This window comes from Microtetraspora malaysiensis (assembly GCF_001528665.1).
GTDB lineage: Bacteria > Actinomycetota > Actinomycetes > Streptosporangiales > Streptosporangiaceae > Microtetraspora_A > Microtetraspora_A malaysiensis.
The window spans coordinates 57,462-78,755 of the sequence record NZ_BBYJ01000013.1 but is presented as its reverse complement, the minus strand read 5'-3'; the positions used below and the strand labels follow the sequence as shown (position 1 = coordinate 78,755).

Sequence of the window (21,294 nt, the reverse complement as noted above, 5' to 3'; positions counted from 1 at the left end):
GCTGCTGCAACGGGCCCGGCTGGGTCCGCTCGACCAGGTTTCGCGGGATGATGACGTGACGTCAGACGTACGTGCCTGTACTGCGTTCATCCCCCGCCCGTAGCATTCGCAGCGTGGCGAAGGGGCGAGTGAACCCTTCTCGGCAATGTCTCGTGACGGTTCGTGATCTTCGTTCGGGCGGTGCGGCCATGTTCGAGGTGGAGTAGGACGAGGGCGGCCCGGGCGATGCGAGTGATTGCGGCCGGGTCGGGGCTGACCCTGCGCAGGGCCTTGTTCGATCCCGCGGGCGGTTGGCAGCCGTCCTTCGTTTGGAGGCAGGGGGCCGGTCATACGGCTGCCTCCCGCACGCACGAAGAACGCCGCCCACCGACGTGACAGGTGGGCGGCGCGCTCTCTGGGACGCGAGGCGGGGATCAGCAGTCGGCGACGCCGCTCGGTGCCTGCACGCCGGCGTAAAGCTGTGCGCGGCTGTATGCGCCGACCCACTCGCAGGGGCCGTCAGGCCACAGGTCGACCACAGCGCGCATCTTTCTCGCCGAGCCGCAGGCGTTGTAGACCTTCGCGTACCAGTAGATCAAGTCCTTCTAGATCGCTCCCTCGTAGGCGCCGCAGCCCATGATCTGAACATCGCCCGACGTCGACGCGGCGGAAGCTCCGGCCAGCGGGGACGCGAGCAGGGTTCCGGCGAACACCGCGGCCATTGTCGTCCGGAGCAGCTTCCTGCCCTTCGTCGTGGTCCGGGACGAGGTCATCGAGTTTCCTTTCGGCCTGTCGAATGACTACTGTCAGAAAGATCGTCAGGGCGGTCCGGGCTTTCGGGAACCTGGAAGCTTCGAGGGTGCGAGAAACGAAACGGCCGACTCCGGAGTGTGACGCGGCCGGAGATGACGGCAGAAGCGGTGCGGCCCTATCCCTTCGGGGAACCCCAGGGACTTGTCGTGACGCAGGCAAGATGGCGATTGCCGTCACCGCGACCAAAAATATGGATGTCGTCTTGGAGGGAAAGTTGTCCAAAGCGGCCAGGAGCCTTCTCGCGCAGGTAAGTTCCCTGATCCTGTCCATAGGGGCGGTGCTGTCCAGTGCGGGATGCGGAACCGACTGCGCGTCCCAGGCGGAGCAGCACTTCGCCTCCGCAAGGAAAGCGATCAAAGATTCGTTTCCTGCCGAATGGCGTTCGTCGAGCAGTGAGCAGCACATTTGCGATCGCGACGATGATCCGCTATTGAGCATATCCTTTGAAAGGAAAGTCGACGCCGTTGACGTCGTGCTTCAAATGAAACGGGACCGCTGGCAGACGAAGATCACGGAGAAAGCGGTAAGAAGTGGAGGGCTCGCCATCCTCAGGAAGCGCGTCGATGATCACACGTTGACTGCCGTCGTCACTCACTACCCGCAGGTTGCGGGGACCTTTGTCGAGGTGACCGCGGGAGAGTGAGCCATTGTCGGTAAGGGCCTGTCGCAGATCGCCACCAACACGCTGCTCCGCGGCTTGCGAGGAGCGGGGGTCTGGCCTCAGCCCGTCGGCTGCGATGGAGCAGGGGCGGTATGCGCGGTGCCGTTCGTTTCCGGGGGTGAGGGGGCGTCTGCCGGATCGGTGAAGATCATACGCATCCCTTTGGCGGTGTCCATGTACTCGCGCACCCGGTGGATCAGTCCATCTCGCAACTCGAAGACGAAGCAGTAATCGTTGGTGTAGTGGTTGCCGTTGGCCAAGATGGCAGTCATCGTCTCTTCGACGACCACGATGTCACCGTCGGCGTAAAAGCCTCGGAAATCGACCGAGACCCCCTCGGTGAACAGCCGAGGAAAGTCGCGGGTGAGGAAGTGGACGATCGCCTCCCGGCCGATCATGTGGTTGGTCACGCCGAGCGCGAGGGCGGTCCCGTTGCCCGCCGGCGCCAGCCATTGGGCAGCCTCGTCGATGAAAGGCGAGATCTGTTCTGGATCGCGGGTGCCGAACGCTTTCCAAGCGCGTTTGACCAGCTCACGGTTCTGCTGAGAAGTCACAATGAGACAGCTTAGGCAGGACGGGAGGGGGGAGGCTGGCGGATTTCGGACATGGTCCCCCCGGGTACCGCGGCGGCCGACCGCACTTTCCGTACGCCGACGCCTGACATCAGGCACGGGATCCGTGCGCGAACCGCACGGTGATGGACAAGCCGCCTTCTGGGCGTGCGCTGGTGGTAAGGGTGGCGTGGTGAGCGTGCGTGACGGCATTGACGATGGCGAGGCCGAGGCCATAGCCGTCGCGGCTGCCGTGACGATCAGGCGCCAGTTTCTGGAAGGGGCGAAAGAGGCGCTGGATCTGATCGTCGGGGATGGCCGGCCCGCTGTTGGTGACCGTAAGGGCCACCTGCGTGCCGGAGGTCTGCGTGGTGATCGCTACATGCCCGTCGGCGTGGTTGTGGCGGATGGCGTTGTCGATGAGGTTGGCGACGAGGCTTTCGATCAGTCTCGGGTCTCCGGCCGTCACTGCGGGCGTCAGGTGTTCGGCGAGGCCGATGCCTTTCCGCGCTGCTTGGTCGCGGCGGGAGGCGAGCACTCCTTCGACGACGTGGGCGAGGTCGAGGGTGTCCCAGCGGGTGACGCCTCCCTCGCTGGTGGCCAGAGCGAGTAGTGCTTGAACGAGCCGTTCCTTATATCCGCCGAGAGCGAGGGCCTCCTGGCAGACCGCGCGCAAGGTGTCGGTGTCGGCATCGGGGTCGGCGAGGGCGACTTCGAGGAGGGTGCGGAGGCCGGCGAGGGGGGTGCGCAGTTCATGGGAGGCGTTGGCGACGAAGTGGCGTTGGGCGTCGAAGGAGGCTTGAAGGCGGGCGAACAGATCGTCGAGGGTGTGGCCGAGCTCGGTCAGCTCGTCCGTGGGTTCGCCGAGATCGAGGCGCCGGTGGAGGTTTCCGGCGGAGATGATTTGGGCGGTGGCGGTGACGGCGCGCAGCGGGCGCAGGAACCGGCCGGCGACGAACCAGCCCAGAGCCAGGGCGACGGGAATCAGAAGGACCAGGGCGACGGCGGACCCGGTGAGGAGTCGGGGCAGGCTGATCCCGGGTCCGGGTTCGGTGATCGCGCCCGATGAGGAGTGGCCTATCGGGGTGGCCGCGTCGATGCTGGCGAGGGGGACGGCGACGAATACGAGCACCAGGACACCGGCGGCGTAGATGCCCGCCGCGTAGGCGAGCGCGAGCCGCGTCTGCAGGGACCTTCTGGTGAGCTTCCGGGAGGTCATGACGGTCCGATGCGGTAGCCGCCTTCGCGGATGGTCTCGATCACGGGCGGGTCGCCCAGCTTGGCCCGTAACCGGTGCATGGTGTGCTTGACGGCGCTGCTGAAAGGGTCGGCGGCCTCGTCCCAGACGCGCTCCAGCAGTTCCTCGGCGGAGATGACCAGGCCGGGTACGGCGAGCAGGCATTCGAGCAGGGCGAACTCCTTGGGGCTCAGGTCAAGGCGCCGGCCGGCCCGGAGCGCGGTACGACGGGCCGGATCGAGGGTGATGTCCCCGCATGCCAGGGTCGGCGGTAGCGGTGGGGTGGCGCGGCGGGCCAGGGCACGGACGCGGGCGACCAGTTCGGCGAACGCGAACGGCTTGGGCAGGTAGTCGTCGGCACCGAGGCTGAGCCCGTCGACGCGGTCCTCGATCGTGCCGGAGGCGGTGAGCATCAGGACGCGGGTCTCGCAGCGGCCGTGGGCCAGTCGCCGGCAGATCTCGTCCCCGTGGACGCCGGGCAGGTCGCGGTCGAGGATCACCACGTCGTAGCGGGTGGCGGCCAGGCGTTCGAGAGCGGCGGTCCCATCCAGGACGACGTCGACGGCCATGCCTTCGCGGCGCAGCCCGGTTCCGATGGAGCGGGCGAGGACCTCGAAGTCCTCGACGACGAGGACCCTCACCGCCACTCACCGCCGGTCGTCGTGCGGGCGGAGCGGCCGAACCGGCCGCCGGGTCGAGGTGCCATGAGTCAACGATGCCAGGTCCCCGGTCGCAGCCGGGTCGCAGCGGCTGCGACCCGGCTGGAACCGGGTGCCGCGTACAACCGTCGGCATGAGTTCGTTCACGCCTTACCGATCCTGCCGACGGGCCGGGCAGGACCGTCTCCCTCAGTTGCTGCGCGCGGAGTGGACCAAGTTCCGTACCGCGCGGGGCTGGGCGCTCGCCATGGCGGCTTCCGTACTGGTCACCGTGTCGCTCGGACTGCTGATCGCTGGAGGCGTCCGCAGCACCTGCGTGACCGGGAAGGGGGAGGGCCCCTGCCCCGCGCCGTTGGTGGGCCCCGATGGCGCGGCGGTGCGGGACAAGTACTACTTCGTACACCAGCCACTCAAGGGGGACGGCAGCATCACCGCCCGCGTGCCGGACATGACCGGGCAGATCCGGCTGCCGGACGCCGTACCCGGGGTGCGCAACATCAAGGAGGGAGTGGTGCCGTGGGCGAAGGCCGGGCTCCTCGTCAGGCAGAGCCTCAAGCAGGGCACACCGTACGCCGCCGTCATGCTCACCGGAGATCACGGCGTGCGGATGCAGTACAACTTCACCCACGACCTGCCCGGCGGTCCGCACAACGGTCCCCAATGGCTGCGGCTGACCAGGTCGGGCGACGCCATCACCGGCTACGAGTCGGACGACGGCAAGACGTGGACCGAGGTCGGCACAGTCAAGCTGACCGGGCTGCCGGAGACGGTCGAGATCGGGCTTTTCGCCACCTCACCAGGCGCCTTGTGGGACATGGCGCAAGCCTTCGCCCAGGCCACCGCCACCTTCGACCAGATCACGCTGCAGGGCGCGAACGGTCCGTGGCGCCACGACGACGTCGGCGTCTCCATGGAGTCCGACGGCACGACCCCGCATCATCCGGGCGGGGTCGTCGAGTCCGGCGACAAGCTCATCGTGACCGGGAACGGTGACATCGGGCCCGCCACGGTGGAGGGCGGTGTGCGCGCTGACCTCATGCTGATCGGCGGGGCCGTGGGGCTGATCCCGGTGCTCGTGGTGGCGGTCACCTTCTTCACGGCGGAACGTCGGCGCGGGCGGATCAGGACCGGCCCGCCGGCCGAGCCGCGTCCGGCGCGGCTGCTGGCGGCCAAGGCCGTGGTGGTCGGCGCGGTCGCGTTCGTGACGGGGCTGGTGACCTCGGGGGTCGTGATTCCTGTCGGCCTGGCGATGTTGCGCGCCAATCAGAACCCGATTCAGCCGATCACCCCGGAGACCGAGTCGCGGGTGATCGTCGGCTACGCGGCGCTGACCGCGGCCGCCGCCGTGCTCGCTCTGGGCCTCGCCGCGCTGGTCAGGCGGAGCATCGTCGCCATCGGGCTGGCCATCGCGCTGGTCGTCGTGCCCTACCTGCTGGCGACCGCGGGCCTGGCGCCGTGGCTGCTGATGATCACCCCTGCCGCCGGGTTCGCCATCACGCAGAGCGTCCCCACGTTCGCGCATGTGGACGTGGACCCGTCACTGCTCGGGGGCTATTACCCGCTCCCGCCATGGGCAGGTTTGGCGGTGACCTGCGGATATGCCGTCCTCGCCCTCGGGGCGGCGACAGCCGTACACCGCAGGAACCCTCCTCGGGTTCCGCTCGCCTGAAGGTGCGGAAACCGTGAACACGGTCACGCCCACTGCGGCGGTCCCCGCACCGAGCCCCAGGATCCGGTGCGGGGACCGCTGATCACGCAACCGACTCCAGACCGCGGACACCCGTCGCGGTCAGACGGCGTGTGGCTGCGGAAGGTCCTGGATGCGAGGCCACGTGGTCTGCCCTTCAAGCGCGAAGGCGACCTCAAGCAGCGTGCGCTCGTCCCCGTACGCCGCGGCGAGCTGAACGCCGATCGGAAGCCCCTGCTCGGAGGTGGCCATGGGAAGCGAGATGGCGGGGGTTCCGGCGATGTTCTGCAAGGGCGTGAACGCGACGTGGTCGCGGAGCCGGCTCATCAATTCGCCGAAGGGCACGTGGGGGCTGAGGTGTCCGAGCCGGGGCGTCACGTTCGCCACCACCGGGGACAGGATCAGTTCGCACCGGTCGAACGCGCGCGCGTACCGCGCCGCGGCGCGCCTGAGCCAGCGCAGCGCACCCGGCGTCCTGGCCCAACCGCCGCGCGTGAAGCTCCGGCGCAGGCCTTCCGTGAGCCCGTCGAGTTTGCCCGCGTCGAAGGACCGGTCGAACGTAACCTTGCCGAGCCCGCCGGTCATCGCGGCCAGCAGCCCCCAGTAGGTCTCGAAATCGTCGGCGAACCGGGCCTCCACCGGGACCGGGATCGGTTCGACGACGTGTCCCTGGTCCTCCAGCAGCCGTGCGCAGCGTTCCACCGCAGCGCGCGTCTCGGAGTCGACCACCGTACCGGTGACCGACTCCAGGAGGAGGCCGATGCGCAGCCTTCGCCGGGCGGGGCCTTCCACCGCGCCGATGGGAGCCAAGCCGGGGTTACGCCAGCGCAGTTCCATCGCCGCCATGAACGCGGCGGTGTCGCGTACGGACCGGGTGACCACGCCTTCGCTGATGAGGTTGATCGGCATCATCCGTGCTGCCTCGCCGTCGATGTGCCGGCGCCGGCTCGGCTTGAGACCGATCAGGCCTGCCGCGGCGGCGGGGATCCGAATCGAGCCGCCGCCGTCGTTCGCGTGCGCGATCGGGACCGCGCCTGCGGCGACGAGGGCGGCGGCGCCGCCCGAGGAGGCGCCGACCGAGTACGCGGTGTTCCAGGGGTTGAGCGTCGGGTCACCGTCGCGGAACTCGGTGGTGGCGTTCAGCCCGAACTCCGGCATCCGGCTCTTTCCGAGCACCGTCATCCCGGTGCGCAGAAACTGCTGGGCGTAGCGGCCGTCCGACTTGGCCGGCTTCGCGACGTACGCGGCGGTGCCGTGGTTGGTGGGCATGCCGGCCAGGTCGGTGTTGTCCTTGACCAGGGTCGGGACCCCGTGGAAAGGCGCATCGACGTCGTCGGAGCGCCGGGGGCGGTCATATGCGGGGTAGGCGACCGCGTTCAAGGGAGCTGCGATGCGAGCCAACCTCGCCACCGCCGCCGCCTCGACTTCCGCCGCGCTGAGCTCACGTCGTCGGATCAGGTCGGCGAGCGCGACGGCGTCGTGGTCTCCGAGGGCGTCGTCCGAGAAGGCATGCAGGTGTTCGGTCCGGGTCATGCAGTCATGGTGAAGGCGCGGATCCAAAAAGTCTAGAAGTTCTTACACACTATGATGTGCGCCATGAAACGACGCCACGGAGCCAGTGCCCAGCAGCGACGCGCCGCACTGATCGACGCGGCGATCGAGGTGGCGGCTGAGCAGGGAATGGCCGGCGTCACCCACCGGGCGGTGACCGAAAGGGCCGGCCTCCCGCTGGCGACCGTCGGCTACTTCTTCGACTCGATAGCCGATCTCGCCGTCGAGGCGTTGCGAACCAAGGTCGCGGCGGACACGACCGCGCTGAAGGACCTCGCTGCGCGGCTCGCCGCGCGGCACAGCACCCCCGCGGAGATGGCCCGCGCCTTCGCAGCCGCCGCGGAAGCCCCTCGGACGGACGCGCTCGCCTTCGTCGAGGCGCTGCTCCACGCCGCACGGAACCCTGACGTCCGCCCTGTCGTCACGGAGGTTCTCGAGGCCGGCCGGGACGCGGTCACGGCGGCGGCCAGTGCGGCCGGGGCGCCGGACGCGGACGCCGGCGCCTACCTCGCACTGGTGCACGGCTACCTCCTGCACTCGATCGCCGCCCCCGACCTGGTCGACCCCGATGCTCTCCTGCGCGGAATCCGCGGATTGTTCATCGGCGGCCTGGTCGAGCGCGGACAGCTCGACGCCGCGCTCGAGATCGCACGCCCTCGCGACTGAGGGTGGAATCCGCGGCATCCAGGCGCCGTGGACTCACCCGCTTGGATTACCGGTCGCACCGAGCCCGAGTGCCCCGTCGGCGAATGAAGTGACTCGCTCGGACGAGGCACCGGGCGGCCCGGCCGCTTCTCGCCGACGGCGTCCCATGCCGCTAGACGTACCGCCACGCCTTTGCCCGGTCCGGGTGGCGGCCGCGGCGTCAGAGCAACACGGGGTGAGACCCGTGCCCTGATCACGTGGAGATCGAAGGTTCACGGAACTCGCGACGGGATCCTTCGCGCTGACCCTTGACGAGCAACATGTTCGGTTATAAAAACAAACGGAACAACATCGAAACGGCGGTGAATCAACAGGATGTACGCCGAGGAACGGCAGCAGGAGATCCTGCGCGCGGCACGGGCCGCCGGGCGGGTGGACGTGGTGGCGCTCGCGGAGCAGTTCGGCGTGACGACGGAGACGATCCGCCGGGACCTGACGGTTCTCGAGCGCGCGGGCGTGCTGCGGCGGGTGCACGGCGGGGCGATCCCGGTCGAGCGGCTCGGTTTCGAGCCCGCTCTCGCCGCACGGGACGAGGTCATGACGGAGGAGAAGGAGCGCATCGCCAAGGCGGCGCTGGCCGAGTTGCCGCAGGACGGCGCCATCATCATCGACGCGGGCACGACGACGGGCCGCCTTGTTCAGGCCATCCCCGCCGACCGCGAACTCACTGTCGTCGTCAACTCGCCGCCCCTGGCGACCGCGCTGGCCACCCGTGCCAATGTGACGGTTTTCATGCTGGGGGGCCGGGTGCGGAGGCGCACCCTGGCCAACGTCGAAGACTGGGGGCTCCGGCAGCTCTCCGAGTTGCACGTCGACGTGGCCTTCATGGCGGCCAACGGCTGTTCCGTCGCCAAGGGACTGACGACGCCCGACCCGGCAGAGGCGGCGATCAAGCGCGCCATGATCGCCTGCGCGCGGCGATCGGTGCTGCTGGCCGACCACACCAAGTTCTCCGACAACTACCTGACGCGCTTCGCGTCGTTGCCCGAGATCGACATGATCATCACCGACACGCGGCTGGATGACCAACTCGCCGGAGATGTGGCGGCGGCCGGACCCGAGGTCGTGCGCGTATGATCCTCACTCTGACGCTGAACCCGAGCCTGGATCGCAGCATCGAGGTCGGCTCGCTGACCCGGGGAGCCGTCATTCGGGCGGCGGCGGCGCACCTCGACCCCGGCGGCAAAGGGGTCAACGTGTCACGCGCGTTGCTGGCCAACCAGGTGCGGTCGCGCGCCGTCATCCCGTTCGGCGGAGCCGAAGGGCAGCAGCTCGTGACCCTGCTCGCCGCCGAGGGCATCGACATGATCTCCGTTCCGGTGGCGGGGACGACCCGTTCCAACATCACGCTGGCGGAACCCGACGGAACAGTCACCAAGATCAACGAGCCTGGCACGGCCCTGACGGCGGCCGAGCTCGACACGCTGGCGAGCGCGGTCCTCGACGCCGCCGGCTCGGCCGACTGGGTCGTCGCCTCGGGCAGCCTGCCGCCCGGTGTGCCGGTCGACGTGTACGCCGTTCTGTGCGAGAGGTTCGCCGCTGCGGGCATACAGGTCGCGGTCGACACGAGCGGGCCGGCCCTGGTCTCCGCGCTGGCCGCCGGCCCCACGCTGGTCAAGCCCAACCGCGAGGAGCTCGCGGAGGCGACCGGCACGCCGATCACCCACGTCGGCGACGTCATCGGCGCCGCGGGCAAGCTACGGGCGATGGGCGCGCGCTCGGTGCTGACCAGCCTCGGCGCCGACGGAGCGCTGCTCATCGAAGGCGACCAGGTCTGGTTCGGCACGAGCCCTGTCGAGGAGCCGCGCAGCAGCGTGGGCGCGGGCGACGCCATGCTCGCGGGATTCCTGGCAGCGGGAGCACGCGGCGAATCGGCTCTGGCCGAGGGGCTCGCGTGGGCGAGCGCCGCCGTGGGACTGCCGGGCAGCCGCATGCCGGGCCCGGCCGATATCGATCGCACAGCTGTCCGGATCCACACCCCTGATCCGGCCCTGCCGCTCACGCCCGGGGGGTGAGCGGCGCATCCCCCCATCAGGACGGCCGGTGCGGCCGTCCGCCCCGGAAGGAGTACACGTTGGCCACCGCATACACCCCCACGGTTCAAGGGACCGGGATTCGGGCCTCCATTCAGCGCTTCGGCGGCCATCTCGCCGGGATGATCATGCCGAACATCGGCGCCTTCATCGCCTGGGGCCTGATCACGGCCCTGTTCATCCCCACCGGCTGGCTGCCCAACAAGACGTTGGCCGAGCTCGTCGGCCCGATCATCACCGTGCTGCTCCCGGTGCTGATCGGTTACACCGGTGGGCGGATGGTCCATGGGCAGCGCGGCGCTGTCGTGGGCGCCGTCGCCACGATGGGCGTCGTCGTCGGGGTGGACATCCCCATGTTCCTCGGCGCGATGGTCATCGGCCCGCTGGCCGCGTTCATCCTCAAGTACGTCGACCGGTTCACCGCCGAGCGGACCAAGGCCGGCTTCGAGATGCTGGTCGACAACTTCACCGCCGGCATCGTCGGCGCGGCGATGGCGATCGCCGGCGTCTTCGCCATCGGCCCGATCGTGGAGAACATCACCAAGGTCGCGGGCAGCGGCGTGGAGTGGCTCGTCAGCCACTCGCTGCTGCCGATCGCGTCGGTCATCATCGAGCCGGCCAAGGTGTTGTTCCTCAACAACGCGATCAACCACGGCGTGCTCGGCCCGCTGGGCGTGGCCGAGGCGGTCAAGCAGGGCAAGTCGATCCTGTTCATGCTGGAGTCCAACCCCGGTCCCGGTCTGGGGCTGCTGATCGCCTACCTGCTGTTCGGCCCGAGGTCGCTGCGGCCCAGCACCCCGGCGGCGATGATCATCCACTTCCTCGGCGGTATCCACGAGATCTACTTCCCGTACGTGCTGATGAAGCCGCGCCTGATCCTCGCGGTGATGGCCGGTGGTGCGTCGGGAATCCTCACCTTCCTGGTCACCGGGGCCGGCCTGGTCGCGACGCCGTCGCCGGGCAGCATCTTCGCCTACATGGCGGTGACCCCCAAGGGTGGCTGGTTCGGCGTGATCGCCGGGATCGTCGTGGCGACGGCCGTGTCCTTCGCCGTGGCCGCCGCGCTGCTGGGCTTCGGCCGCGCCAACGGCGACCAGCCGGACGAGGCGGCGCAGAGCGACAGTCAGGCAGGATCCCGTACCGTACCCGCAGTCAAGGAGGCGTGAAGCCGTGGCCAGCATCGACAGCAAGGACGTCCGCAAACTCGTGGTGGCCTGTGATGCGGGGATGGGCAGCAGTGTGATGCTGGCCAGCCAGCTCCGCAAGCAGCTGAAGGGCACGCCGGTCGAGGTGGTGCACACCCCGGTGAACTCGATCCCGGAGGACGCCGACGTGATCGTGAGCCATGTCGGGCTCGCGGACCGGGCCCGGGCGAGCGCCCCGGGCGTGGTGCTCGTGCCGTTCCAGGTCTTCATCGGCGACCCGGCGGTCACCAGGCTGGTCGCGACGATCAAGAACGGCGGCACCATCGATGGCTGACTCGGCCGACATGGCCCCGCTGCCCCTTGATCCGCGGGCCATTCGCCTCACCGCTGTCGCGGACAGCCGCGATGACGCGATCCGCCAGTGCGGGCAGGCCCTCGCCGACGTGGGCGCCGTGGACGAGAGCTACATCGGCGCCATGCTCGAGCGAGAGCGCTCGATCTCCACGTACGTCGGAGAGGGCGTGGCCATCCCGCACGGGACCCTCGTGGCCAAGGACGCCGTCCACCATGACGCGATCTGCGTGCTGCGTTTCCCCGGCGGAGTCGACTGGAACGGCGAGCGGGTCACCATCTGCGTCGGCATCGCGGCCCGGGGCGACGGCCACGTGCGGCTCCTGTCGGAGCTCGCGCAGATCCTGCTCGACCCGGACAGCGCCCGCGCCCTGCGGGACGCGACGGAGATCTCCGACGTCGTTGACCTGCTGCACCCCTCAAGAGAGGAAGCTTCCACGTGAAGGTCGCCCGTTTCCACGCTCCCGGCGACATCCGCATCGAGGACGTGGCGGAGCCCGTCGCGGGCGCCGGCGAGGTGAAGATCCGTGTCCGCAACTGCTCGACATGCGGCACGGACGTCAAGATCTACAAGTACGGTCACCACCACATCAGGCCGCCCAGGGTCATGGGCCACGAGATCGCCGGCGAGATCGTCGGCGTGGGCGAGGGTGTGACCGGGTGGGAACCCGGCGACCGGGTGCAGGTGATCGCCGCGATCCCGTGCGGCCAGTGCGAGGAATGCCGCCGTGGCCACATGACGGTATGCCCGAACCAGGAGTCGATGGGCTATCACTACGACGGCGGTTTCGCCCAGTACATGGTCGTTCCGGCCAAGGTGCTCGCCGTGGGAGGTCTCAACCGCATCCCCGACGAGCTCGGTTTCGCCGAGGCCTCGGTGGCCGAGCCGCTCGCCTGCGTGCTGAACGGCCAGGAGCTGGCCCGGGTCGGCGAGGGCGACGACGTGGTCGTCATGGGGGCGGGCCCCATCGGCTGCCTGCACGTACGGCTGGCCCGGTCACGCGGCGCCGGGAGGGTGTTCCTCGCCGACCTCAACGCCGACCGGCTCGCGATGGCGGCCGCGCTGGTACGGCCGGACGCCACGATCTGCGCCGGTGACACGGACGCCGTGGACGAAGTGCTGAAGCTGACCGGAGGCAGGGGGGCGGACGTCGTCATCACCGCCGCCGCCTCCGGAGCCGCCCAGCAGCAGGCGCTGCAGATGACAGCACGTCAGGGGCGCGTCAGCTTCTTCGGGGGCCTGCCCAAGGACGACCCGATCATCCAGGTCGACTCCAACCTGGTGCACTACCGAGAGCTGACGATCGTCGGCGCCAACGGGTCGAGCCCCGCACACAACGCGCGAGCGCTCCGGCTCATCGCCGAGGGCGCGGTGCCGGTGTCCGACCTGATCACCCATCGCCTGCCCCTGGCGGAGGTCCTGGACGCCATCGACATCGTGAGCCGCGGCGCCGCGATCAAGGTGACCATCGAGCCCTGAAAGGAAGTCCGCAGATGCCAGAAAGGACAGTGGCTGTCGCCTCGCGCTCCGGTCTGCACGCGCGCCCCGCCAAGATCTTCGTTGAGGCGGTGGCGCGGCAGGAGATAGCCGTGCGCATTCGTGTCGGTGACGGCAAGCCGGTCCCCGCCAACAGCATGCTGGCCGTGCTGTCACTCGGGGCCAAGCACGGTACCGAGGTCACCCTCGACGCGGACGGGCCGGGCGCGGACGAGGTGCTGGCGTCGCTCGCCGAGCTGCTCGCCCGCGACCTGGACGTCGAGGCGGTGACCGATGCTTGAGCCGGCGCCCGGCACGGAGCCGGGGAGGTCGCCGGTGACGGCATCCGCCACGGCGGCGTCAGATCCGGCGATGCGGGAGGCGGCGGCCGTGACGCCGTCCGCGACGCTGCGCGGCCTCGGCATCAGCCCCGGCCGCTCCGCGGGCCGGGTGTACCGGATGGCGGACCCGCCGCTGCTGCCGAACCCCGTCCCGGTCACGGACCCGTCCGCGGAGATCACCCGGGCGGTGCGGGGGCTGGAGGACGCCGCGGAGGAGCTGGCCCGGCGGGCGGCGAAAGCGGCCGATCCGGCGGCACGCGACATCCTGGAGGCGCAGGCCGTGATGGCGGGCGACCCCATGCTGCGCGAGTCGGTCGACCAGTACGTCGGAGCCGGGATGGACGCCGCGCACGCCATCGACGCCGCGTGCGCCCACCATCGCGAGGCGCTCGTGTCGGTGGGCGGATACGTCGCGGAACGCGCGAGCGATCTCGACGACATCGGGAACCGCGCCATCGCGGCCGTCCTCGGCCTGCCGATGCCGGGCGTCCCCTCTCCGGGGCACCCGTTCATCCTGGCGGCTGAGGATCTCGCGCCCGCCGACACCGTGAACCTCGATCCCGGCTCCGTGCTCGCCCTGGTCACGGAGAAGGGCGGGCCGACGAGCCACACCGCCATCCTCGCGCGGGCCCTCGGGCTGCCCGCGGTGGTGGCGTGCTCCGGCGCGACCGGCATCGCCGACGGGACGTGGGTGTCCGTCGACGGCGACACCGGTGAGGTCGGCACCGGCATCGGCGAGGAGGTGGCCGGGGAGATCCAGCGGCGGGCCCTCGCCGAGCGCGACCGTCTCGGCAGGACGAGCGGCCCGGGCCGGACCGCCGACGGATATCCGGTCAAGCTGCTGCTGAACATCGGATCCGTGGCGGACGCCCGGGGCGGCGCGGCCGCGGAGGGCGTCGGTCTCTTCCGCACCGAGTTCCTCTTTCTCGACCGTCGCACGGCCCCCACGCATGAGGAGCAGGTCAGCGCGTACGCGGCGGTTCTGCACGCCTTCCCCGGCGCGCAGGTCGTCATTCGCACCCTGGACGCCGGCACGGACAAGCCGCTGCCCTTCCTCGGGCTCGCCGACGAGATCAACCCGGCGCTGGGCGTCCGGGGGCTCCGCGTGGCACGTCGCCGGCCGGAGGTGCTGGACGCCCAGCTCGACGCCATCGCCGAGGCCGCCGGAGCGAGTGACGCCTCGCCGTGGGTGATGGCGCCCATGGTCACCACGCCAGGGGAGGCGGCCGACTTCGCGCGACGGGCCCGTTCGCGGGGACTTGTCAACGTCGGCGGCATGGTGGAGGTTCCGGCCGCGGCTCTGCACGCCCGTCGTCTGCTCGACGAGCTGGACTTCCTGAGCATCGGCACCAACGATCTCAGCCAGTACACCTTCGCCTCGGACCGCCAGCACGGCGACCTCGCCGACCTTCTCGATCCCTGGCAGCCGGCCCTCCTCCACCTGATCGCGCAGTGCGCCGAGGCGGGGCGGGTCGTGGGAAAGCCGGTGGGAGTCTGCGGAGAGGCCGCCGCCGACCCGTTGCTGGCCACCGTCCTGGTCGGGCTCGGCGTCACGAGCCTGTCCATGTCGGCCCGTAGCGTGCCCGCCGTACGGGATGCCCTCGCCCGTCACTCCGCGGACCAGTGCCGGCACAATGCCCAGCTCGCCCTGGCGGCACATGACCCCGAGGAAGCACGAAGGGCCGTGCGGGAGGCCTGGTGAGCGGGACCCCACAGATTCGGGTATAAACACCTGAAAAACACCATAGAAGCGGTGGTGAATCCCACACGATGTACGCCGAGGAACGGCAGCAGGAGATCCTGCGCGCGGCACGGGCCGCCGGGCGGGTGGACGTGGTGACGCTCGCGGAGCAGTTCGGCGTGACGACGGAGACGATCCGCCGGGACCTGACGGTTCTCGAGCGCGCGGGCGTGCTGCGGCGGGTGCACGGCGGGGCGATCCCGGTCGAGCGGCTCGGTTTCGAGCCCGCTCTCGCCGCACGGGACGAGGTCATGACGGAGGAGAAGGAGCGCATCGCCAAGGCGGCGCTGGCCGAGTTGCCGCAGGACGGCGCCATCATCATCGACGCCGGTTCGACCATGAGCCGCCTGGTCCAGCTCCTGCCGCCGGACCGCGAGCTCACCGTCATCGTCAACTCGCCGCCGCTCGCGACCGCGCTGGCCACCCGTGCCAACGTGACGGTGTTCATGCTGGGTGGCCGGGTGCGGGGCCGTACGCTCGCGACGGTCGAGGACTGGGCGCTTCAGCAGCTCTCGCAGTTGCACGTCGACGTGGCCTTCATGGCGACGAACGGCTGCTCGGTGGCCAAGGGGCTGACCACGCCCGACCCGGCAGAGGCGGCGATCAAGCGGGCGATGATCGCCTGCGCGCAGCGGGCCGTGCTGCTGGCCGACCATACGAAGTTCACCGGGAGCTACCTGGCCCGCTTCGCCACGCTGTCGGAGATCGACATGGTCTTCACGGATACCGGGCTCGACCCGGATCTGGCCGCCGACCTCGCCGCCGCCGGACCCGAGATCGTCCGGGCGTGACACTCACGCCGGCCCCGGAGAAGGACACCCGGGACTGGATCGCCCAGTGGTACGACAACCCCCGGCCGTGCGGGTGGAAGAGGCCGCGACGCAGATCCGCGAATCCCTCGCACGACATCGCCGGCGGATTTCAGCCGGGGGAGACTAGCCCTGCTTGAGACGGAGTTCTTCTTTGCGGACCTCGGCCTGGATGGACCGCTCGCGCTCCAGCCACGTCGGGTTCTCCGCCTTCAGCGCGTCGATCTCAGCGGTGGTGAGCGGTCCGGTGATCCCGCCTCTGGCCAGGCCGGAAATGGAGACCCTGAGCTTCGCGGCGACGACCTGCTTGGAGTGCGGGCCGTTGCGGCGCAGATCGACGAGCCAGGCGGGTGGGGTCGCCTGCAACGCGTTCAGCTCGTCCCTGGAGACGACACCCGTCTGGAACTCGGCGGGAGTGGCCGAGAGGAGGACACCCAGTTTCTTGGCCGCGGTCGCGGGCTTCATCGTCTGGATGCTCTTCGGTTTGGGCGAGGTCATGGTGCCAAGCGTAGTCAGTCGGAACGGGTTCCCCTGACATCGGTACCCTGGGGAAGTGACTGATGGGGAGACCGGCAGGGTGTTCCGGCTGGCGTACGTGCCCGGGGTGACGCCCGCGAAATGGGTCAACATCTGGACCGAGAGAATGCCCGGCGTGCCGATCACCCTGGTCGAGGTTTCCGCCGCCGAGGCGGTGGGACTCCTGCGGGATGGCGGCGCCGACGCCGGACTCGTCCGGCTGCCGGTCGACCGGGACGGGCTCAGCGTGATCCCTCTCTACGTGGAGACCACGGTGGTCGTGGTGCCCAAGGACCACGCGGTGGCCGCCGCCGACGAGGTGACCGTCGACGACCTGACCGACGACGAGGTGTTCCATCCTCTGGACGACACCATCGAGTGGACGGTCCGGCCCGGGCTGCCCGCGTTCACCCGCCCGGCCACGACGGCGGCCGCGGTCGAGTTGGTGGCGAGCGGAGCCGGGCTTCTCCTGGTTCCGCAGTCGCTGGCCCGCCTCCACCACCGCAGAGATCTCACTTACCGGCCGGTGCTGGACACGCCGCAGTCTCAGGTCGCGCTGGCCTGGCCCACGGACGCGACCACCGACCTGGTGGAAGACTTCATCGGCATCGTCCGCGGCCGGACAGTGAACAGCTCGCGGGGCCGTACCCCCGATTCCCCTGCGGAGAAACCGGCACAGCAGCAGGCGAAAAAGCCGGCACAGCGGCAGGCGCAAAAGCCCGCGCAGCGGCAGGCACAGAAATCCACACAGAATGGCTCCGGCCGGCGGGCCGCGCCGGCCCGCCGCCGAGGGAAGGGGCACCGGCCTCGGTGACCTGCGGCCCCGAACCTCCGGTTCGGACCCGGCTTGGCTGTGGTGTCTCAGGGCGTTGGTTCCACGAGGTCCTCGATGGTCAGCCGCTGAGCCGTGCAGCCGCTGAAGGTCGGCGGCGAGCCGCGCGGGCCGTGCTTGGTCTGCCGCCGCAATGCCTCCACCAGGTCAGCGCTGTCCTCGGCGGTGCGGGCCGGGCTCGTGGCGGGGCGGGAGGAGTGGTCAAGCAGGCCGTTCCCGCGTGAGCGGCTGTGCGTGGCGTCAACGTGCGAACTTTTCGATGGCTGCCGGGGTGACGGGGGTGAAGAAGTTGACAAGGTTGCCGTCGGGGTCGCGGAACAGCAGCGACCGGTTGCCCCAGGGCATCGTGGTGGGCTCGGTGACGAAGCCGGTCAGGTTCCGGTGAATGCGGTCCACGTCGTCGACGAGAAACTCGATGATCACGCTGTGGTTGTCCGCCGGGCGGGCAGAGCCCGGGGCGAACAGCGGGACGGTGCGGGTGCCGGCGATCGCGAGGGTGGCGTTGGGGGTCTTGAGTTCGGCGAAGTCCTCGGTGGCCCACGTCGCCCGCGCCCCTGTGACTCGCTCGTAGAACTCGACGAGGCGTGCTACGTCGCTGGTGATGATGCGGATCGAGACGAAGTCCATGGGAATCTCCTTGGCTCTGCTGGAGGCGTGCACGTCGCAGACTAGGAGAAATAGTGGACAGAATCGGTCCTGTATTCGCGTTAGGCTGCGAACATGCCCCGACCGACCGCCCGCGTGCTGACACTCCTGGAGCTGCTGCAGTCGGGCGGCACCCGGACGGTGGCCGAGCTCGCCGACCGGCTCGGCGTCGAAGGGCGCACCGTGCGGCGGTATGTGGACCAGCTGATCGACCTGGACGTGCCCGTGGAATCGGTGCGCGGCCGCTACGGCGGGTACCGGCTCGCCCCCGGGTACCGCTTGCCTCCGCTCATGCTCAGCGACGACGAGGCGCTGGCCGTGCTGCTCGGCCTGGTCGCCGGCCGCCGAGCAGGGTTGACGACGACGGAGCACACGGCAAGCGAGACGGCGTCGGCGAAGATCCGGCGGGTGCTGCCCGAGCACATCGCCCGTCGGCTCGACACACTCCTGGAGGCTCTCGCCTTCACGGATCAACCCGGCGAGTTCGACACCCCGGACGCCGAGGTCCTGCTCACCGTCGCCGATGCGGTGCGCCACCGCCGACCGGTCTCGATCCGCTACACCGACCGCGACGGACGGCGCAGCGAACGCACGCTGCACGCGTACGGGATCGTCGCCCATTCGGGCCGGTGGTACGTCACGGGCAGGGACGACCAGATCGGCGAGGACCGAACCTTCCGGCTCGATCGCATCGCGGACGCGCGGACCCTGACCGGCTCATTCGAAACGCCCGTGGGTCCCGGTCCGGCACAGCGTGTGTTGTCAGCGTTCGCCACGGCCGAGTACCGGCATGAGGTGACCTTGCGGATCCACGGGACGGTTGGGCAGATCCGCGCCCACCTTCCCGCCAGCGTCGCGAGCCTGGAGGAGCACGCGCCCGTGGCAGGCGAGGACCGGGCGACCGAGCGCTGGCTGCGCGTCGAGCTGCGGGTGGAGCGGCTCGACTGGTTGCCTCCGGTACTCGCCTCACTCGACCGGCCGTTCGTCATCGAGCGCCCCGACGAACTGCGCGATCTCGTCACCGTGCTCGCCGATCGCCTCACGTCCTACGCCCGCCAAGCCTGACAGCGAGGAACCAATGTCATGAGATGGCACACCGCTTAGCGGTGGGCCGTGAGGGTGTAGGCGCCGTGGGCGCAGCCGTTGATGCGCCAGCCGCCCGGTGTCTGCCGGGAGGAGACGCCCGTGAGTCCGGCACTACGGACGACCGGCCGGGCGCCGCCGGGGAACCAGACGTCCAGGCCGCATCCGGCGCCTTCGCCCTGTGCCGTGAGGCTCGCCCGGTCCGACGTGAGGCTGGTCAGGCGGCCGGGGGCGGAGCGGGGGTAGGGGCGCGAGAGTTCGGCGACGTATTCGGGGGGCGGGGGCAGGTCCTTCCCGGTGGCGCAGTCCTCGATCATGAGGTTGCCGCCGGTCGTGGATTCGGCTCCGGCGTGGGCGTCGCCGCAGGACTGCTTCCAGACCCAGAACGCGCCGCCGATTCGGTGCCGATCCTCGTTGTCGGTGTATTTCCTGATCGGGGCCGAGGCCGCGTCGCCGAACCACCCCCACTCTCCCGACCAGAGCCCCGCGCCGTAGTACGCCGCCGCCCGGCCGGCCAGGTCGAAGCCGCGCTCGATGCTCGTGATGGTGAGGCCGGTGCCCTGGTCGATGGTGATCGACTCGTTGTAGAGGTGCGGGGCGAAGACGAGCAGCCGGTCGTCGGTGAAGTCCTTGGGCACCGAGACCTCGAAGCCCAGACCCGACCAGAGCACGGACGGCTCGAAGAAGATCAGATGCGGGAAGCCGCGCTTCTCGCCCGCCCTGATGGCCTTGATCGCTCGGTCGTAGTAGCGGCCGAGCAGGACGCCGGAGGTGATCGGCGGGGCCTCGCCGAAGCCGGGCTCGTTCAGCAGGTCGTATCCGGCGACCATGGGCTCGCTCGCGAACCGCTCCGCCAGCATGCCCCAGGCGGCGACCAGGCGGGTCTGGATGCCATCCCTGTCCTGGTAGAAGTTGGTGAAGGCGCGGGCGACGGCGGGAGAGATGTCCCGTCCGGTGAACTCGCACTTGGGGGCGCCGTCGAAGCGGTCGGCCCAGGTGGGCGCGCCGTCCCAGCCGTGCATCGGGGACCCGTTCTCGCAGGTGGTGCCAGGGGCGGCGTTGACGCCCTTGCCCCAGGCGTCCTGGTGCATGTCGATGACCGTGCGCAGGCCGTGCTCGGCCGCGGTCTCGACGGCCCAGGAGATCCTGGCGAGGTAGGCCGGGTCGTAGTGGCCGGGCCGGGGTTCCAGGGCTGACCAGGACAGGGCGAGGCGGATGACGTTGAAGCCCATCTGCTCCATGCCGGCGAAGTCGGCCTCGGTGAGCGGTCGCGTCACCGCCTTATCCGGAAATTTCTGGAAATAGTCTTCAAGCTGGTTGACGTTCACGCCGCGCAGCAGCACCTCATTGCCGTCGGCGTCGACGATCCTGCGGTCGGCTGAGAGCGTCAGGCCCTTGGTGCGCGGTGGCTGCGCGGTGGCGGTTCCGGGTTCCAGGAGCGGTACGGCGAGCGCCGCCGCTCCCACCACGACCGCCATCCATGTCGCCGCGGAGACGGTGAAGCCCGTACGCGCATGGACAAGGACGGCCTTTGGCGCCGAGAAGGTGGCGGGGAGGAGCGCGACGAGGGCCGCCGTCGCGAAGGCGAGAAGCGCGCCGAAGGAGAGCGCGGGGGCGAGGCGAAGCATGATCGCCGGTGCCCAGAACGTGTCGCCGCCCGCGAGGTCGCCGGGGAGCCCGAGGGCCACCTCGACCAGGCCCAGCGTCGCGGCCGCTCCCAGCGCGGAGATCCCGGCCACGACGGCCCGCGGCGAGGCGGTGGTGCCGAGCCGGCGGTTCAGTGCCCAGGTCATCACGCCCAGCAGGGTGACGGCGGCGAGGCAGCCCAGCGGTCCCGCCTCGGGCGCCGGGGCCAGCGGGGAGTCGCCGATCGCGTACCCGACGGGTGAGCCGCCCCACCACACTCCACCTACCGACGCGCCCGCGGCCACGGCCACCCCCGCCGCCACCCAGCCCGGCCCCGCAGCCGGCGGGGAGAACGCCCCCGAGGCCGCCGCAGGTCCGGTGCCCGGCCCCGGGGAGGGTGGGGAAGCCGAACTCGAAGTGCGGCGGCGGCGGAGGAACTGCGTGAGCCAGGTGGCCGCCAGGACCGGCAGGCCGAAGATCGCCGCCTTGACGCCGGTGAAGCCGGTCGACCACGCCAGGTAGACCACATCACCGAAGGCCATCAGCAGTGACATCATCAGCTTGGCCGCCATCGCCGACCACACCACCGCGCCCCACACCAGCAGTGCCGTACGCAGCGGGGCACGCTCGCGCGCGACCGCCCATGCCAGCGTCCCGACTCCCGCCAGCAGCAGCGGCACATAGACGGCCGGCGCGGCCACCTGCCACAGCCCGGCGACGGGGAGCAGGTCGGCGCCCGTCCACGTGTACGGCGCGGCCAGCCCCGACGGGTCGAAAGCCGCCCCCAGCACGATGACGGCCGCAAGCACCACGATGGCGATCGGCGACAACCAGCGGTTTCTCATAGCGTCA

At 70.1% G+C, this 21,294-nt stretch carries 23 protein-coding genes and 1 pseudogene; 14 read left to right on the top strand and 10 right to left on the bottom strand.

Features of this window, described 5'->3' with window-relative positions; all coding sequences use genetic code 11:
• Positions 1-179: 179 nt before the first annotated feature.
• The 3 genes and pseudogenes from AWQ71_RS43860 to AWQ71_RS41695 all read right to left on the bottom strand — a co-directional run.
• Positions 180-272, bottom strand: a pseudogene (locus AWQ71_RS43860) (IS5/IS1182 family transposase); the annotation flags it as partial.
• Between the two features lie 141 nt (positions 273-413).
• Complete coding sequence (locus AWQ71_RS41700) at positions 414-578, bottom strand: hypothetical protein (protein WP_157570407.1); 165 nt, start codon at positions 576-578, stop codon at positions 414-416.
• Between the two features lie 6 nt (positions 579-584).
• Entirely contained in the window at positions 585-752 is a 168-nt protein-coding gene (locus AWQ71_RS41695) for a hypothetical protein (protein ID WP_157570406.1), read from the bottom strand.
• A gap of 200 nt (positions 753-952) precedes the next feature.
• On the opposite strand from AWQ71_RS41695, the gene AWQ71_RS17790 reads away from it, so the two are divergent.
• Positions 953-1,435, top strand: a complete 483-nt coding sequence (locus tag AWQ71_RS17790; RefSeq protein ID WP_067134559.1) for a hypothetical protein — start codon at positions 953-955, stop codon at positions 1,433-1,435.
• 77 nt (positions 1,436-1,512) lie between these two features.
• Here the strand turns inward: AWQ71_RS17790 and AWQ71_RS17785 are convergent, their stop codons facing one another.
• The 3 genes from AWQ71_RS17785 to AWQ71_RS17775 all read right to left on the bottom strand — a co-directional run bounded on the left by AWQ71_RS17785 (position 1,513) and on the right by AWQ71_RS17775 (position 3,882).
• Positions 1,513-2,007 carry a nuclear transport factor 2 family protein gene (locus AWQ71_RS17785; RefSeq protein WP_067134557.1) on the bottom strand — a complete coding sequence of 165 codons (495 nt, stop codon included), beginning with the start codon at positions 2,005-2,007 and terminating at the stop codon, positions 1,513-1,515.
• Positions 2,008-2,116: 109 nt separating this feature from the next.
• The gene (locus AWQ71_RS17780) at positions 2,117-3,223 is read right to left on the bottom strand and encodes a sensor histidine kinase (RefSeq protein ID WP_067134555.1); all 1,107 of its coding nucleotides are present in this window, start codon (positions 3,221-3,223) and stop codon (positions 2,117-2,119) included.
• Positions 3,220-3,882, bottom strand: a complete 663-nt coding sequence (locus tag AWQ71_RS17775) for a response regulator transcription factor (protein ID WP_067134553.1) — start codon at positions 3,880-3,882, stop codon at positions 3,220-3,222. The genes AWQ71_RS17780 and AWQ71_RS17775 overlap by 4 nt, the downstream gene beginning before the upstream one ends.
• Before the next feature lie 151 nt (positions 3,883-4,033).
• Here AWQ71_RS17775 and AWQ71_RS17770 point away from each other — a divergent pair, with 151 nt between their 5' ends.
• Positions 4,034-5,569, top strand: coding sequence for a DUF1349 domain-containing protein (locus AWQ71_RS17770; RefSeq protein ID WP_067134551.1), 1,536 nt, complete (start codon positions 4,034-4,036; stop codon positions 5,567-5,569).
• 120 nt (positions 5,570-5,689) lie between these two features.
• On the opposite strand, the gene AWQ71_RS17765 is transcribed toward AWQ71_RS17770, so the two are convergent.
• A complete protein-coding gene (locus AWQ71_RS17765) occupies positions 5,690-7,120 on the bottom strand; it encodes an amidase (RefSeq protein ID WP_067134549.1) in 1,431 nt (476 codons plus the stop codon).
• A 63-nt stretch (positions 7,121-7,183) separates the two neighbouring features.
• On the opposite strand from AWQ71_RS17765, the gene AWQ71_RS17760 reads away from it, so the two are divergent.
• The 10 genes from AWQ71_RS17760 to AWQ71_RS17715 all read left to right on the top strand — a co-directional run bounded on the left by AWQ71_RS17760 (position 7,184) and on the right by AWQ71_RS17715 (position 15,722).
• Positions 7,184-7,804 (top strand): TetR/AcrR family transcriptional regulator, encoded by a 621-nt coding sequence (locus AWQ71_RS17760; RefSeq protein ID WP_067134547.1) that lies wholly within the window; start codon positions 7,184-7,186, stop codon positions 7,802-7,804.
• A 354-nt stretch (positions 7,805-8,158) separates the two neighbouring features.
• Entirely contained in the window at positions 8,159-8,920 is a 762-nt protein-coding gene (locus AWQ71_RS17755) for a DeoR/GlpR family DNA-binding transcription regulator (protein WP_067134545.1), read from the top strand.
• The gene (pfkB, locus tag AWQ71_RS17750) at positions 8,917-9,858 is read left to right on the top strand and encodes a 1-phosphofructokinase (protein WP_067134543.1); all 942 of its coding nucleotides are present in this window, start codon (positions 8,917-8,919) and stop codon (positions 9,856-9,858) included. The genes AWQ71_RS17755 and pfkB overlap by 4 nt, the downstream gene beginning before the upstream one ends.
• 59 nt (positions 9,859-9,917) lie before the next feature.
• The gene (gene mtlA, locus AWQ71_RS17745; protein WP_067134541.1) at positions 9,918-11,042 is read left to right on the top strand and encodes a mannitol-specific PTS transporter subunit IIC; all 1,125 of its coding nucleotides are present in this window, start codon (positions 9,918-9,920) and stop codon (positions 11,040-11,042) included.
• 4 nt (positions 11,043-11,046) lie between these two features.
• Positions 11,047-11,355: a PTS sugar transporter subunit IIBC family protein gene (locus tag AWQ71_RS17740; protein WP_067134538.1), complete on the top strand. Its 309-nt coding sequence runs from the start codon at positions 11,047-11,049 to the stop codon at positions 11,353-11,355.
• Positions 11,348-11,815 carry a PTS mannitol transporter subunit IIA gene (locus tag AWQ71_RS17735; protein WP_245658345.1) on the top strand — a complete coding sequence of 156 codons (468 nt, stop codon included), beginning with the start codon at positions 11,348-11,350 and terminating at the stop codon, positions 11,813-11,815. Before AWQ71_RS17740 ends, AWQ71_RS17735 begins: the two co-directional genes overlap by 8 nt.
• Positions 11,812-12,852 (top strand): zinc-dependent dehydrogenase, encoded by a 1,041-nt coding sequence (locus AWQ71_RS17730; RefSeq protein ID WP_067134536.1) that lies wholly within the window; start codon positions 11,812-11,814, stop codon positions 12,850-12,852. The genes AWQ71_RS17735 and AWQ71_RS17730 overlap by 4 nt, the downstream gene beginning before the upstream one ends.
• Before the next feature lie 14 nt (positions 12,853-12,866).
• Positions 12,867-13,151 (top strand): HPr family phosphocarrier protein, encoded by a 285-nt coding sequence (locus AWQ71_RS17725; protein WP_067134534.1) that lies wholly within the window; start codon positions 12,867-12,869, stop codon positions 13,149-13,151.
• 70 nt (positions 13,152-13,221) lie between these two features.
• The gene (ptsP, locus tag AWQ71_RS17720) at positions 13,222-14,892 is read left to right on the top strand and encodes a phosphoenolpyruvate--protein phosphotransferase (RefSeq protein ID WP_067134808.1); all 1,671 of its coding nucleotides are present in this window, start codon (positions 13,222-13,224) and stop codon (positions 14,890-14,892) included.
• A 68-nt stretch (positions 14,893-14,960) separates the two neighbouring features.
• Positions 14,961-15,722 carry a DeoR/GlpR family DNA-binding transcription regulator gene (locus tag AWQ71_RS17715; protein WP_067134532.1) on the top strand — a complete coding sequence of 254 codons (762 nt, stop codon included), beginning with the start codon at positions 14,961-14,963 and terminating at the stop codon, positions 15,720-15,722.
• Between the two features lie 144 nt (positions 15,723-15,866).
• Here the strand turns inward: AWQ71_RS17715 and AWQ71_RS17710 are convergent, their stop codons facing one another.
• Positions 15,867-16,238 (bottom strand): DUF5997 family protein, encoded by a 372-nt coding sequence (locus AWQ71_RS17710; protein WP_174550723.1) that lies wholly within the window; start codon positions 16,236-16,238, stop codon positions 15,867-15,869.
• Positions 16,239-16,293: 55 nt separating this feature from the next.
• On the opposite strand from AWQ71_RS17710, the gene AWQ71_RS17705 reads away from it, so the two are divergent.
• Positions 16,294-17,070, top strand: coding sequence for a LysR family substrate-binding domain-containing protein (locus tag AWQ71_RS17705; protein ID WP_067134529.1), 777 nt, complete (start codon positions 16,294-16,296; stop codon positions 17,068-17,070).
• Positions 17,071-17,328: 258 nt separating this feature from the next.
• On the opposite strand, the gene AWQ71_RS17700 is transcribed toward AWQ71_RS17705, so the two are convergent.
• Complete coding sequence (locus AWQ71_RS17700) at positions 17,329-17,715, bottom strand: VOC family protein (RefSeq protein WP_067134527.1); 387 nt, start codon at positions 17,713-17,715, stop codon at positions 17,329-17,331.
• A gap of 93 nt (positions 17,716-17,808) precedes the next feature.
• Here AWQ71_RS17700 and AWQ71_RS17695 point away from each other — a divergent pair, with 93 nt between their 5' ends.
• Positions 17,809-18,798, top strand: coding sequence for a helix-turn-helix transcriptional regulator (locus AWQ71_RS17695; protein WP_067134525.1), 990 nt, complete (start codon positions 17,809-17,811; stop codon positions 18,796-18,798).
• Positions 18,799-18,833: 35 nt separating this feature from the next.
• Here the strand turns inward: AWQ71_RS17695 and AWQ71_RS17690 are convergent, their stop codons facing one another.
• Positions 18,834-21,287: a cellulase family glycosylhydrolase gene (locus AWQ71_RS17690; protein ID WP_169806581.1), complete on the bottom strand. Its 2,454-nt coding sequence runs from the start codon at positions 21,285-21,287 to the stop codon at positions 18,834-18,836.
• Positions 21,288-21,294: the final 7 nt, after the last annotated feature.

Bases quoted from the DNA above. Each gene is read 5' to 3' on its own strand.
- AWQ71_RS17725 (WP_067134534.1), top strand. From the start codon at position 12,867: ATGCCAGAAAGGACAGTGGCTGTCGCCTCGCGCTCCGGTCTGCACGCG.
- AWQ71_RS41695 (WP_157570406.1), bottom strand. From the start codon at position 752: ATGACCTCGTCCCGGACCACGACGAAGGGCAGGAAGCTGCTCCGGACG.
- AWQ71_RS17700 (WP_067134527.1), bottom strand. From the start codon at position 17,715: ATGGACTTCGTCTCGATCCGCATCATCACCAGCGACGTAGCACGCCTC.
- AWQ71_RS17790 (WP_067134559.1), top strand. From the start codon at position 953: ATGGCGATTGCCGTCACCGCGACCAAAAATATGGATGTCGTCTTGGAG.
- AWQ71_RS17735 (WP_245658345.1), top strand. From the start codon at position 11,348: ATGGCTGACTCGGCCGACATGGCCCCGCTGCCCCTTGATCCGCGGGCC.
- AWQ71_RS17695 (WP_067134525.1), top strand. From the start codon at position 17,809: ATGCCCCGACCGACCGCCCGCGTGCTGACACTCCTGGAGCTGCTGCAG.
- AWQ71_RS17765 (WP_067134549.1), bottom strand. From the start codon at position 7,120: ATGACCCGGACCGAACACCTGCATGCCTTCTCGGACGACGCCCTCGGA.
- AWQ71_RS17760 (WP_067134547.1), top strand. From the start codon at position 7,184: ATGAAACGACGCCACGGAGCCAGTGCCCAGCAGCGACGCGCCGCACTG.
- AWQ71_RS17780 (WP_067134555.1), bottom strand. From the start codon at position 3,223: ATGACCTCCCGGAAGCTCACCAGAAGGTCCCTGCAGACGCGGCTCGCG.
- ptsP (WP_067134808.1), top strand. From the start codon at position 13,222: ATGCGGGAGGCGGCGGCCGTGACGCCGTCCGCGACGCTGCGCGGCCTC.
- AWQ71_RS17690 (WP_169806581.1), bottom strand. From the start codon at position 21,287: ATGAGAAACCGCTGGTTGTCGCCGATCGCCATCGTGGTGCTTGCGGCC.
- AWQ71_RS17770 (WP_067134551.1), top strand. From the start codon at position 4,034: ATGAGTTCGTTCACGCCTTACCGATCCTGCCGACGGGCCGGGCAGGAC.
- AWQ71_RS17710 (WP_174550723.1), bottom strand. From the start codon at position 16,238: ATGACCTCGCCCAAACCGAAGAGCATCCAGACGATGAAGCCCGCGACC.
- AWQ71_RS17755 (WP_067134545.1), top strand. From the start codon at position 8,159: ATGTACGCCGAGGAACGGCAGCAGGAGATCCTGCGCGCGGCACGGGCC.
- pfkB (WP_067134543.1), top strand. From the start codon at position 8,917: ATGATCCTCACTCTGACGCTGAACCCGAGCCTGGATCGCAGCATCGAG.
- AWQ71_RS17715 (WP_067134532.1), top strand. From the start codon at position 14,961: ATGTACGCCGAGGAACGGCAGCAGGAGATCCTGCGCGCGGCACGGGCC.